The 12,648-nt window shown below is 63.1% G+C and carries 10 protein-coding genes and 1 pseudogene; 8 read left to right on the top strand and 3 right to left on the bottom strand.

Annotation, left to right across the window (positions count from 1 at the left end; translation table 11 throughout):
* Window positions 1-16: 16 nt before the first annotated feature.
* Both AC3EML_RS11290 and AC3EML_RS11285 read left to right on the top strand, forming a co-directional pair.
* Entirely contained in the window at window positions 17-2,170 is a 2,154-nt protein-coding gene (locus tag AC3EML_RS11290; RefSeq protein ID WP_352521162.1) for a thiamine pyrophosphate-dependent enzyme, read from the top strand.
* Window positions 2,163-3,755, top strand: a complete 1,593-nt coding sequence (locus AC3EML_RS11285; RefSeq protein WP_352521161.1) for an indolepyruvate oxidoreductase subunit beta family protein — start codon at window positions 2,163-2,165, stop codon at window positions 3,753-3,755. Before AC3EML_RS11290 ends, AC3EML_RS11285 begins: the two co-directional genes overlap by 8 nt.
* Window positions 3,756-3,887: 132 nt before the next feature.
* Here AC3EML_RS11285 and AC3EML_RS11280 read toward each other — a convergent pair whose 3' ends face one another.
* Window positions 3,888-4,784 carry a LysR family transcriptional regulator gene (locus tag AC3EML_RS11280; RefSeq protein WP_352521160.1) on the bottom strand — a complete coding sequence of 299 codons (897 nt, stop codon included), beginning with the start codon at window positions 4,782-4,784 and terminating at the stop codon, window positions 3,888-3,890.
* 228 nt (window positions 4,785-5,012) lie between these two features.
* On the opposite strand from AC3EML_RS11280, the gene AC3EML_RS11275 reads away from it, so the two are divergent.
* The 4 genes and pseudogenes from AC3EML_RS11275 to AC3EML_RS11260 all read left to right on the top strand — a co-directional run bounded on the left by AC3EML_RS11275 (window position 5,013) and on the right by AC3EML_RS11260 (window position 7,950).
* Window positions 5,013-5,747 carry an SDR family NAD(P)-dependent oxidoreductase gene (locus tag AC3EML_RS11275; protein ID WP_352521159.1) on the top strand — a complete coding sequence of 245 codons (735 nt, stop codon included), beginning with the start codon at window positions 5,013-5,015 and terminating at the stop codon, window positions 5,745-5,747.
* Window positions 5,748-5,797: 50 nt separating this feature from the next.
* Window positions 5,798-6,550: an SDR family NAD(P)-dependent oxidoreductase gene (locus AC3EML_RS11270; RefSeq protein WP_352521158.1), complete on the top strand. Its 753-nt coding sequence runs from the start codon at window positions 5,798-5,800 to the stop codon at window positions 6,548-6,550.
* Between the two features lie 32 nt (window positions 6,551-6,582).
* Window positions 6,583-7,182: an NADPH-dependent F420 reductase gene (locus AC3EML_RS11265; protein ID WP_023695174.1), complete on the top strand. Its 600-nt coding sequence runs from the start codon at window positions 6,583-6,585 to the stop codon at window positions 7,180-7,182.
* A 137-nt stretch (window positions 7,183-7,319) separates the two neighbouring features.
* Window positions 7,320-7,950, top strand: a pseudogene (locus AC3EML_RS11260) (class I SAM-dependent methyltransferase).
* A 269-nt stretch (window positions 7,951-8,219) separates the two neighbouring features.
* Here AC3EML_RS11260 and AC3EML_RS11255 read toward each other — a convergent pair.
* Both AC3EML_RS11255 and AC3EML_RS11250 read right to left on the bottom strand, forming a co-directional pair.
* Window positions 8,220-8,813 (bottom strand): DJ-1/PfpI family protein, encoded by a 594-nt coding sequence (locus AC3EML_RS11255; protein WP_023667783.1) that lies wholly within the window; start codon window positions 8,811-8,813, stop codon window positions 8,220-8,222.
* A 159-nt stretch (window positions 8,814-8,972) separates the two neighbouring features.
* Window positions 8,973-9,671, bottom strand: coding sequence for a GntR family transcriptional regulator (locus tag AC3EML_RS11250; protein ID WP_023818610.1), 699 nt, complete (start codon window positions 9,669-9,671; stop codon window positions 8,973-8,975).
* 175 nt (window positions 9,672-9,846) lie between these two features.
* Here AC3EML_RS11250 and AC3EML_RS11245 point away from each other — a divergent pair, with 175 nt between their 5' ends.
* Complete coding sequence (locus AC3EML_RS11245; RefSeq protein ID WP_352521157.1) at window positions 9,847-11,073, top strand: iron-containing alcohol dehydrogenase; 1,227 nt, start codon at window positions 9,847-9,849, stop codon at window positions 11,071-11,073.
* Between the two features lie 57 nt (window positions 11,074-11,130).
* Window positions 11,131-12,579, top strand: coding sequence for an NAD-dependent succinate-semialdehyde dehydrogenase (locus AC3EML_RS11240; protein WP_352521297.1), 1,449 nt, complete (start codon window positions 11,131-11,133; stop codon window positions 12,577-12,579).
* Window positions 12,580-12,648 lie beyond the last annotated feature (69 nt).

The following is a 12,648-nucleotide window of genomic DNA, read 5'->3' as shown; positions in this document are numbered from 1 at the left end:
ACGGAAGGTTGGAAAAATGGCCGAACGGTCTTTTGCCAAGGAAGTCGAAAAACTCAGGCTCGGCGCCGGCGAGGAATTTGCGGGCGAAGGCATTCTCGCCATCACCAAGGCGCTGCTGCAATGCGGCGTCGGCTATGTCGGCGGATACCAGGGCGCGCCGATCAGCCATCTGATGGACGTGCTGGCCGACGCACAGGACATTCTGGGCGAACTCGGGGTGCACTTCGAGGCGAGCGCCTCGGAAGCCACCGCCACCGCCATGCTCGCTGCCTCGGTGCATTACCCCATCCGTGGCGCGGCGACCTTCAAGTCGACTGTCGGCACCAATGTCGCGTCCGACGCGCTCGCCAACCTTGCCTCCGGTGGCGTTACCGGCGGCGCGCTGATCATCGTCGGCGAGGATTATGGCGAGGGTTCCTCGATCATGCAGGAGCGCAGCCATGCCTTCGCCATGAAAAGCCAGGTCTGGCTGCTCGACCCGCGCCCGAACCTGCCTTCGATCGTCAAGGCGGTCGAGGATGGCTTCGAGCTATCCGAGGCGTCCAATACGCCGGTGATGCTGCAGGTGCGCATCCGCTGCTGCCACGTCCACGGCCATTTCATCGCCAAGGACAACAAGCGCCCGCCGATGACGGTGGCCGATGCGCTCGACGCGCCGCGCCGCGACACCGGCCGCATCGTGCTGCCACCCGCCTCCTTCCTGCACGAGAAGGAGAAGGTGCAAAAACGCTGGCCGGCGGCTGTCGATTTCATCGCGAGGAACAAGATCAACGAATTCTTCGGCTCGGATCACGGTTCGGTCGGCATCGTCATGCAGGGCGGCATGTACAATTCGGTCATCCGCGCCTTGCAGCGTCTCGGCCTTGCCGACACCTACGGCGAGACGGATGTGCCGCTCTATGTGCTCAACGCCGTCTATCCCCTGATAGACGATGAGTTCCTGTCTTTCTGCGAAGGCAAGCAGGCGGTGCTCGTGGTCGAGGAGGGCCAGCCCAACTACATCGAGCAAGCCTTTGCCGCCATGCTGCACAAGGCCGGGCGCGGTACCAGGCTGGTCGGCAAGGAGTATCTGCCGATGGCCGGCGAATACACCGGCCAGGTCATGCTCGACGGCATCGGCGCCTTCCTGCGCGCCGAGGCCTCGCATCTCTTGCCGGGCGAGGTGCGCGCGCCCAACAAGGTCGGCGACGGCGTCGACACCGCCGACCTGATCAATGTCGTGCCGGGCCGTCCGCCGGGCTTCTGCATCGGTTGCCCGGAGCGGCCGATCTTTGCCGCGACAAAGCTGGTCGAGCAGGAACTCGGCAAGCACCACATCGCCTCCGACATCGGCTGTCATTTGTTCTCGATCATGCCGCCTTTCGAGCTTGGCGCCACCACCATGGGCTACGGGCTCGGGCCGGCCTCGGCTTCGGCCTTCAATTCGCCCGACGCCAAACGGAGGTCGATCTCCTTCGTCGGCGATGGCGGCTTCTGGCACAACGGCCTGACCTCCTCGATCGGCAACGCGGTGTTCAACAAGAATGACGGCGTCATCGTCATCGTCGACAATTTTTACTCCGCCGCCACCGGTGGGCAGGACATCCTGTCGTCGCGCGCGGGCAACAAGACCAAGTCGACCAAGCATCCGATCACCGAGGCGGTGAAAGGCATGGGCGTCAAATGGCTGCGCCACATCGACCGCACCTACGATGTCGGCAAGATGCAGGACACGCTGCGCGAGGCGCTGACGACGGAGGAAAAGGGACCGAAGGTCATCGTCGCCTCGTCCGAATGCATGCTCAACCTCCAGCGTCGCGAAAAGCCGCTGGTCGACAAGGCGATCAAGGGCGGAACCCGTGTCGTCAAGCCGAAATTCGGCGTCGACGAGGACATCTGCACCGGCGACCACGCCTGCATGCGGCTGTCCGGCTGCCCGTCGCTGTCGGTGAAATCGCTCGACGATCCCTTGCGTGACGATCCGGTGGCATCGATCGACCAGAGCTGCGTTGGCTGCGGCAATTGCGGCGAGGTGGCGGACGCCGCCGTGCTGTGCCCATCCTTCTACCGCGCCGATGTCGTGCACAATCCGGGCCGCTGGGACCGTTTCCTGGAAAGCGCTCGCCGCGCCGTGATCGGCCTGATGCAGCGCCGCCGCGAGAGCCGAAGGTTGACGTTCGCCGATGCTTGACCAGGCTTCGCCCTTGCGCCCGAAATCCGGTGCCGCCGATACCGAGCCGGTGATCAAACTCGCTTTGCTCGCGGTCGGTGGCCAGGGCGGCGGTGTGCTCGCCGACTGGATCACCGATGTCGCCGAGCGCAATTCCTATGTCGCGCAATCGACCTCCGTCGCTGGCGTCGCCCAGCGCACCGGCGCTACGATCTATTACGTCGAGATGGCCCGCGACACCGGCCGGCTGCCGGTCTTTGCCCTGTCGCCTTCGCAAGGCGATGTCGACATATTGATCGCCGCCGAGCTGATGGAAGCCGGCCGCGCCATCATCAGGGGCTTCGTCACGCCCGATCGCACCACGCTGATCACCTCCTCGCACCGTATCGCCGCGGTGTCGGAAAAGATCGAGCCGGGTGACGGCCGGGCCTCGTCTTCCAAGGTACGCGCGACGGCGGAAGCTGCATCGAAACGCTTCATCGCCTTCGACATGGAAAAGATCGCCGCGGACAATGGCTCAATGATCTCGGCCAGCCTCCTTGGCGCGCTGGCAGGCTCCGACGCATTGCCGTTCAGGCGTGAAAGCTATGAGCAAGCGATCGGCGCCGGCGGCCGGGGCGCGAAAGCCAGCCTCGCTGCCTTCGCGGTCGCCTACGACCGCGCGCGCGGTACGACGGCCCCCGCGCCAGAGCCGGCAGAACCGGCCACGGTCGACCCCGCTCCGGGCGCAGGGCGCGTGAGCGGTCCGCAGAACCTGCTGCAGGGTTGGCAGGCGCTGGCCGCCCGCATCGACCTGATGCCCGCGGCGGTGCGCGACATGGCGCTCCGGGGCCTGAGAAAGGTCGTCGACTACCAGGACATCGCCTATGGCCGCGACTATCTCGACCGGTTGGACAAGGCCGTTGCGCTCGACGATCCCGGCCATGCCTATGGATTGTCCATCGCTGCCGCCAAGCATCTGGCCAACGCGCTGTGCTACGACGACATGATCCGCGTCGCCGATCTCAAGACACGTTCGACGCGTGACCGGCGGGTGCGCAAGGAGGTGGGCGTCAAGAACGGCTCCATCCTGCAGGTGACCGAGTATTTCCATCCGCGCATCGAGGAGTTCTGCGGCACTTTGCCGGTGGGGTTGGGCAGCTACATCGAGAACCGACCGAAACTTGCCGGCTTTCTCGACCGGCGCATCAATCACGGCCGGCGCATCCGAACCGACAGCTTTGCCGGCTTTGCGGTCCTCTGGTTCATCGGCGGCCTGCGCCGCTGGCGCCGCCGCCTGTTGCGCCACAAGGTCGAGACGGCGCATCTGGAGCGCTGGTATGCGCTGGCGCTTGGATATGTGCCCCAGCATTACGCGCTCGCCGTCGAAATCCTGAACTGCCGTCGGCTGATCAAGGGCTACAGCGACACCCACGTCCGCGCCCAGTCCAAATTCGATCGCGTCCTGTCAGCGCTCGATCTGGTCAAGGGCCGCGATGACGCTGCCGACTGGATCAGGCGGTTGCGCGAAGCTGCGCTGAAAGACGAGAAAGGCGACATGCTCGATGGCGCGGTGAAGACGGTGGCATCGTTGTCTGATCATGGTGTGGGAGGAGGTCGAGCTTAGGCTGGTACCTCTACGCTACTGCCGCCGTTTCCCTACTCCCACTGGATTGCGGATTGAACACGCCGCTTCAAGCGATCGCAGCTCGGCTTCCACCCGGATTGCGGGAAGCGTTGCCGGCCGACCTGCCGGGCGTCAGTCGCGCGATATGGACAGCCCCGCGAGAAGCGGAGCGTACGCGGCGAGCCTGCGGGATACGAACTCCGTGAAGAGCCGCACCCGCTTCGTCTTGCGTGTCTCGCCTTGCGTGAGAAGCCACAGTGTCCCATGCATGGGCACGTCGATCCCCGGCACCCTCACCAGCAGGGGGTCGGCATCTCCAACGAAGCACGGCAGTTTCGTTATCCCAATCCCTTGGTGCGCCGCGATGATCTGCGTCTCGGCGTCAGGTGTCCTGAACGGTACTCCCGTCACGTGAACTTCTCCCTCGCGCGCCCAGTCCGGAATTCCATGATTGTCTATGCCTATCCACCGGATGGGATCAGGCGTGCCCGCACGCCACGCGGCTAGTCGATCGCGAGACATGTAGACGCCGCTGAACAGCTCCGGTCCCTTCAGGCCGTGAAGATTGAGCGGCAGGGTCTTGCGGTCGGCGACAATGCGGATCGCGACGTCGGCCTCTCGGTTGGTCAGATTGGCCAGCTCGCCGGACGACAGGATTTCCATCTCAATGTCGCGATGTAGACGCGCGAAGTCGGCGAGATCCGGCATGAGCAGGTGTGTGGCGAGGAACGGTGGAAGCGTCACCCGCAAAAGCCCGCGCGCGCTCTGGTCACGACCGAAGACTCGCGTCTCCAACTGGTGCGACGACGCTTCCATCTGTGTCGCGAGATCGAGGACCTCTTCGCCCGCAGCCGTCAGGCGGTAGCCGGAAGGCAGCTTTTCGAACATCTGCGCCCCGAGGCGTTCCTCGAGCTGAGCGATGCGTCGCAGCACGGTCGAGTGGTTCACACCGAGGTGCGCGGCGGCAGCACGCACCGAGCCGCCGCGCGCGGCGGCAAGAAAGTAGCGGACGTCATCCCAGTCGATCATGGTGCATTCCTGCGCAGCGAAGTGCGGCTTGCAAAGCCCATACTAACACGATCAGCCGTAGTTCGTGCGGTCGCCGCGGCGTTCAATCATCTAGCTGGATCGTTTTCGCACCAGCGATGTGCGCGATTGCGCACTCACCGCCCGACTTCGGCGAACCCATCTTGAGGCTCTCGCGGGACTTTCCCGTGCAGCCAAAGATACGAGACGGCGAAACGAAGGATGCATGACATGAACAGACTGAATGGAAAGACCGCTGTGATAACCGGCGGCGCTACGGCCATCGGCCGCGCCGCAGCCAAGCGCTTTATGGAGGAGGGCGCCTTCGTCTTCGTCTTCGGCCGCCGGCAGGAAGCGCTCGACGCTGCCGTGGCCGACCTTGGGCCTAGTGCCCGCGCGGTTAAGGGCTCGGTCTCGGATGAGGCCGACCTCGACCGACTCTACGCTGCGGTGAAGGCCGAGCGCGGAAGCCTCGATATCGTCTTCGCCAATGCCGGGGCGGGAAGTCTGCTTCCGCTCGGGCAGATCACCGCCAGGCACATTGACGAAACCTTCGACACCAATGTGAAGGGTACGATCTTCACGGTCCAGAAGGCGCTGCCGCTGATGAGCCAGGGCGGTTCGATCATCCTGACCGGCTCGAGCGCCGGCACCACGGGCGCTCCGGGGTTCACTGCCTATAGCGCGAGCAAGGCGGCAGTGCGCAACCTGGCGCGGACCTGGGCGGAGGACCTGAAGGGCACCGGCATCCGGGTAAACGTGTTGTCGCCCGGGGCGACGGCGACCGAACTCGCGAAGGAGGCGTTGGGCGAGGAAGGCCAGAAGGCCTACGGCGCGATGACTCCGCTCCAGCGCATGGCCAATCCGGCGGAGATCGGGGCCGTGGCCGCCTTTCTCGCGTCGCCGGACAGCAGCTTCATGACCGCCAGCGAAGTCGCCGTCGACGGCGGCCTGGCTCAACTCTGACCCCCAGCGCGGTCCGTACCTGGGCCGCGCGCAACGAAAGACAAAGAATTATGAAAAAACTCGAAGGCAAGATCGCAGTCATCACGGGCGGAAGCAGCGGGATCGGATTGGCCACAGCCAAGCGCTTCGTAGAAGAAGGAGCGCACGTCGTGATTACCGGGCGAAGAGAGAAGGAGTTGAAGGAGGCCGCAGCCTTCATCATGAAAAACGTTACGACGGTCGTGGGTGACGTGTCGCTCCTGGAAGATCTGGATCGCCTCTATGCCGTCGTGAAGGTGAAACATTGTCATATCGACATTCTCTTCGCCAACGCCGGCGCGGGGACGATCGCACCGCTCGCCGTCGCTACCGAGGCACATTTTGATCAGACCTTCGATGTGAACGTGAAGGGTCTGTTCTTTACGGTGCAGAAGGCCCTTCCCCTGTTCAAAGACGGCGGTTCGATCATCCTGAATTCTTCAGTGTCGAACGTGTTGGGGCTTCCAGGGTTTAGTACCTACGCCGCGAGCAAGGCGGCTGTACGCAACTTCGCGCGCGCTTGGACACTGGAATTCAAAGACCGCAAAATCCGCGTCAATGCAATGAGTCCGGGACCAATCGAGACGCCGGCCTTGGAGACAACGACTGGCCTTACCCCTGAGCAAGCCGAGCAAGCGGCCGCCCAGTTTGCGTCACAGATCCCAATGGGTCGCAGGGGCAAACCAGAGGAAATCGCGGCTGCCGTAACGTTCCTCGCCTCCGATGAAAGTTCTTTCGTCACCGGCGTGGATCTCGCCGTCGACGGAGGCATGGCGCAAGTCTGACCCCGGCATTAGCACCAGATCGGAGAAGTACTATGAACTATGCAATCGTAGGATTCGGCAATATCGGACGGGCCCTTGCCAAGGCGTTTGCCCGAAACGGCATCGAAGTTTCCGTTGCAACCACACGCGACCCGGAAAGCTTTGCCGCCGATGCGGCCGCGATCGGACCCACCATCATCCCCAAAAAACTGGCGGAAGCCATCAAGGCGGACATCATCTTTTTGGCTGTCCGCTTCGAGGCGCACCCGAATGTTGCGAAGGCGCTCCCCACCTGGCAGGGGAAGACGATCATCGATGTGACCAATGCCTATGGCGTGCCCCCTGAGGAACTGGGAGGACAACCTTCTTCCAAGTTCATCGCGCAGGCCTTCTCTGGCGCAAAACTGGTCAAGGGCTTCAACCATCTGGTCGCCCCGGTGCTTGATCAGGATCCGGCCGTACATGGTGGCCGGAGGGTCGTGTTCCTGGCAAGCGACGATGATGCTGCCGCAACACAGACTGGGGAGCTTGCGGAAAATCTCGGTTTCGCGCCGATCAAGCTTGGCGGGGTGTCGGAAGGTGGCCTGCTGGTCCAGGCGCGCGGAGACAGCTGGGGTCATCTGATCTTCAAGGACTTGGTCAAATTCGACTGACGAGCGCGACGTCCCCACCGGCAAAGAAACCACGCACTCGATCGGAACTCGGATCGGATCAAGCGCGATCCGATCCGAGCAAAATGGAGAAATCACTATGAGCACCGAGAAGAATATCCACTCCTAAGGAGATTTCGATGTACGACCAATCCAAGGTATCCGAGTTAATCCGGTTCGCACGAATCGAGGCGGGCTCCACCGTGATCGACGTCTACCCTGGCGACGGAGACTGGACGCGCCTCTTATCCGACATCGTCGGATCAGAGGGGCGGGTCTACAGCTTCGTGCCGGCCGAAGTCGCCCACTTCAAGAACGATCCGGTCGGCCTCATGCGGACGCTCGCGAAGGAGCCGGGCCGAGAGAACGTCGAAGCCGCCTCGGCGGATCTCGTCGCGATGCCGGAGGTCACGCCGCCAGCGGATGTCCTATGGCTGCACCTGTTTTACCACGATCTTCACACCGCCCTGGTCCAGAAGAAGGGTGCGACGGCGGCCGACTTCAATCGAGCTGTCTACAAGCGGCTGAAACCCGGTGGGTCCTACGTCATCGTCGACCACGCCGCCGCCGCTGGGTCGGGCACGAGCGACCCGGTCGCTGCATCGGATCGACCCTGCATTCGTCGGCGAGGAGGTGGAGGCGGCCGGCTTCGTACTGGACGCGGAAAGCACCGTGCTGGTGAATAAGGATGACCCGCACTCGATCAAGGTGTTCGATCCCGCGATCAAGGGCGAGACCGATCGCTTCGCGTTCCGGTTCGTGAAACCCTGACAGCTCCCGGGCGCCGACTTTCATGTCGACCTCTCCAATGGGCCAATCAACTCGGGTTGGCACCCGTCAAGCTGGGAAAGGTCAACGAGGATGGCGCGCTGGTGCACGCACGCGATGCAGCGCCTTGAAGGCGTCCGAGGTAATGATGGCACAAGGTTCTGGAGCACACCTGCCGCAGGTTCCTGATCTGAACTTGATGAAATGACGGAAGTCGCCGCGCCGTTGAGGGAGCCGGCGCATCCCCTCAGGGATGCGCCGGGACAAACCGTTCAAGAATGGTGGATTTCCGTTCCCAACACCTTCAGGCATTCACGGATGAACGCCGCAAGCGCGGTCCAGCCTTTGGCTGAAACCATGGTCCCATCGACATAGGCGTCGGTGGGAGACAGATCGATATAAGTGCCGCCGGCAAGCGTCACCTCCGGCTCGCAAGCGGCGAGCGCCGCCACCTTCTTGCCGCGCACGACGCCGTCGACCGCGATCAGAATCTGGACGCCATGGCAGATTGTGAAGATCGGCTTTTTCGCCTCGTGGAAATGGCGCACCATTGCCTGTATCCGCTTGTCGGTGCGGATGTATTCGGGGCCACGACCGCCGGCGCAATAGACAGCGTCATACTGGCTCAGCTGCTTCTCGGCGTCGGCAAAGGTCTTGTTGATCAGCGCATTGTGGCCGGGCTTTTCGGTGTAGGTCTGATCGCCCTCGAAATCGTGCAGCGATGTCTTGATCATGTCTCCGGCGCTTTTGTCGGGGCACACGACATGAACGGTGTGTCCCACCGCTTCCATCGCCTGCTGATAGACGAAGATTTCATACTCCTCGGTGAAATCACCGGTCAGCATCAGGATTTTTTTGGCTGGCATGTCTTTTCCTCTCGGCTTGTTTCAGGGGGAGGTGCACTGCGCGCCTCCTTCCCGGGATCGAAATCGGCTCAGAACGGGGAGTAGAATTCGTAGGCGGCAGGCTGGGCGAACAGCGGCGCGCCGCGCTTGAGGGTGCCTCGGGCAAGCAGCATCGCCAGGCTACTCGAACGCAGGCAGGAGCCTGTCCCGCGAATTTTCGATGTGCGCACGCATGCCTTTTTCGGCGGCGTCCGGATCGCCCGCGGCAAAGGCAGCGAGAATAGCCTCGTGCTCGTCGAGCGCCTCTTCGGTCACCCTGGAGTGATACATCAGCCGGAAGATATGGAAGTGGGTATGCTGGTGATTCAGTGTCTCGCGAATGAGTTCGTTTTGGGCGAACTCGACGATCTTGTCGTGGAAGATCGCATCCTGACGGGCGAAGTTCGAATAGCGCAGGCGTTCGTCTTTCCCCACCCGCCGAGCCATGACGCCGGCCGCCTCCTGCAGCGCGGCAAGGCGCTCGCCGTCCATTGTTGCGGTGGCTTTGGCCGCGGCGGCAGGTTCAAGCAATAGACGCAGCTCGTAAAGCTCGTCGAAGCGCCGGCGGGTGATTTGTGGGGCGGCGCGATAGCCGATCAGGTGGGTTTTCAGAACCAGCCCTTCCCCCTCCAGCCTGCCAAGCGCTTCACGAATGGGGGTATGCGAGACGTTGAATTCCTTGACGAGATTGTCGACGGTGATGCGCGATCCCGGAGCAATCCTCAAAGACATGAGCTGCGCGAAGATTGCTTCGTAAACGTCGCCAGCCAGACTGTTGGCGCGCTGAATACGACCGGTCGCACGGGCTTCATTGTCAACCGTCAGGTCCGTGTTCTGCATCGTTTGCCTCTTGACAGAACCACCCACTAACATGATGCTCCGCGAAACTCAATCCTATATCCTATACGATTTTATTAGAGGGGTATCGCATGATCATGACCTGCAGCGCCGAGGTCGGCCTCTGGCACGAAGCCAAGCCTGTCGGCTTCCAATCCGTCTTCGCAGGATCTTGTGCATGAGCTTGTTTGCAGCGGCGCGCCTGCCGAGCGAGATTCTATTTGGCAAAGGCCAGCGCCATGTCCTGCCTGCCATTGCCGCCAAATATGGACGGCGTGCGTTCGTCTGTACCGATGAGCGCTTCGCGGCGACGTCGCAGTTCGCCGAGATTCTGGCTGGCTTGCACAAGGCGGTGATCGAGGCGCTGGTCTTCGACCGAACGCTGCCGGATGTGCCGCGCGACAGCGTCGCCACCTGCATTGCGCAGGCGAAGGATTTCAAGCCGGACATGGTGATCGGCATCGGGGGCGGCAGTTGCCTCGACATGGCCAAATGCGCTGCACTTCTGCTCAGCCACGGCGGCAAGCTCGAGGACTACTATGGCGAGTTCAAGGTACCCGGCCCTACCCTTCCGGTGATCGCAGTGCCGACGACGGCTGGAACAGGCTCCGAGGTGACCCCCGTCGCCGTGATCTCCGACCCGGATCGGACGCTGAAAGTGGGTATCGCCAGTCCGCATCTCATCGCAGCAGTGGCGCTTTGCGATCCGGATCTGACGGTGACCTGTCCACCATCCTTGACGGCGATCGCCGGCGCCGACGCGCTGACGCACGCAATCGAGGCCTTCACAGCGGCCAAACGCGGCGCCGACCCTCATTTGCCGCAACAGCACGTGTTCATCGGCAAGAGCGCTCTGACCGATCATTTCGCGCTTTTGGCCATCAGGCTGCTCGGCCGCAGTCTGGAAAAGGCATATCGCGACGGATCGGACGAGGATGCGCGCGCCGACGTGATGATGGGAGCGCTGGCCGCCGGTTGCGCTTTCGGCACGGCGGGAACGGCCGCCGCCCATGCGGTGCAGTATCCCGTCGGTGCGCTTACCCACACCCCGCATGGTCTGGGGGTCGCCACCATGCTGCCCTATGTGATGGCCTACAACCTGGCCGCAGCAGCCGCGGAGATTGCGGAAGTCGGCACTGCTCTTGGCCTTTCCCTTCAGGGCGGCGGCGCCGACGCCTTGGCGCACGCCACCATCCGGGAGGTGAGCCGGCTGTTTGGCGCCATCGGCATCACGCCGACATTGGCCGAACTGGGTCTTCCCGAAGACAAGATCGACTGGACTGCTGAGCAGGCGCTGGGCATCGACCGGTTGATCAAGAACAATCCCCGCCCGTTCGACCGCGCCGCGATGCGACAGCTGGTCAGGGCTGCCTATGACGGCGACATGTCCGCCACCACGATGTGATCGACAGGAGTTCATCCAATGAACATTGCCGCAGCCATATCCGACGAGGATCAAGATATGTTCGACTACGCCACGGTCTCGCACGGTCTCTACATTGGCGGACGCTGGCGGCCCTCATCGGAGGGCCGCGTGATCGAAGTGGTCGATCCCTCGACTGAAGCCGTGATCGCTGCGGTTCCCGATGCAACGCTCACTGATGCCGCCGCCGCCGTCGACGCTGCCGCGAAGGCGGCGGCCGGCTGGCGCGAGACCCCGCCACGCAGGCGATCGGAAATCCTGCGGCGCTGCTTCGAACTGATGACCGAACGGGCGGAGACGTTGGCCGCGCTGATCTCGCTGGAGAACGGCAAGGCGCTGCGCGATGCGCACGGCGAAGTCGCCTATGCGGCGGAATTCTTTCGCTGGAACGCCGAGGAAGCGGTCCGCATCAACGGCGAGTTCGGCCTTGCGCCCTCGGGCGCGAACCGGATCATTGTCGACTACCAGCCCATCGGCATTTGCGTGCTCATCACGCCATGGAATTTCCCGGCTGCGATGGCGACACGCAAAATCGCTCCGGCGCTCGCGGCCGGCTGCACGGTGATCCTGAAGCCCGCCAGCGAGACGCCGCTGACGGCCTATGCGCTTGCGGCGCTCTACGAGGAGGCCGGCGTGCCGCCCGGCGTCGTCAACGTGCTGACGACCTCGACCCCCGGGCCGGTGACGGCGGCCATGCTGGCCGATCCGCGCGTGCGAAAGCTGTCCTTCACCGGCTCGACCGGCGTCGGCCGCGTGCTGCTGGCCGAAGCCGCAAAGCACGTCATTTCCTGTTCCATGGAGCTTGGCGGCAACGCTCCCTTCATCGTCTTCGACGACGCCGACCTGGAAGCAGCCCTCGACGGTGCGATGGTTGCCAAGATGCGCAACGCCGGCGAAGCCTGCACGGCCGCCAACCGGCTTTACGTCCAGGCCGGCATCCATGATGCTTTCGCGGAAGGCTTGAGCAAACGCATGGCGGCACTCAACCTGGGCCCGGGCACAGACTCAGACACAGAATGCGGGCCGATGATCACCAGGAAGGCTGTGCACAAGATCGACCGGCTTGTGCAGGACGCCGTTGCCCGCGGCGCCAAAATCCTGTGTGGCGGCGGCGTATCTGAAGGCAGAGGCTTTTTCTATCCGCCAACGGTGCTCAAGGACGTGCCGGCCGACGTTGCCATGGCTCACGAGGAGATCTTCGGTCCCGTGGCGCCGATCAGTCGCTTCGAAAGCGAGGCGGATGTCATCTCCAAAGCCAATGACACCGAATACGGTCTCGCTGCCTACATCTATACGCGCGACCTGGGCCGGGGGATGCGCGTGGCATCGAAGATCGAGTCCGGCATGATCGCGCTCAACCGCGGCCTGATGTCGGATCCGGCGGCGCCTTTCGGAGGTGTCAAGCAGAGCGGGCTAGGCCGCGAAGGCGGTCAGAAGCACGGCGTTGCCGAGTTCATGGAGGCCAAGTACATCGCCGTGACCCTGTGAGCGGACATCACCCCAAAGATCCGTTTCGCATTCGCGATCATGTGGTCGAGTTCGATGACATCGTCGCCG

The organism is Mesorhizobium sp. P170090, from assembly GCF_057786115.1.
Note: the sequence above shows the minus strand (reverse complement) of the source record. Positions and strands in the feature narration are given on the sequence as shown.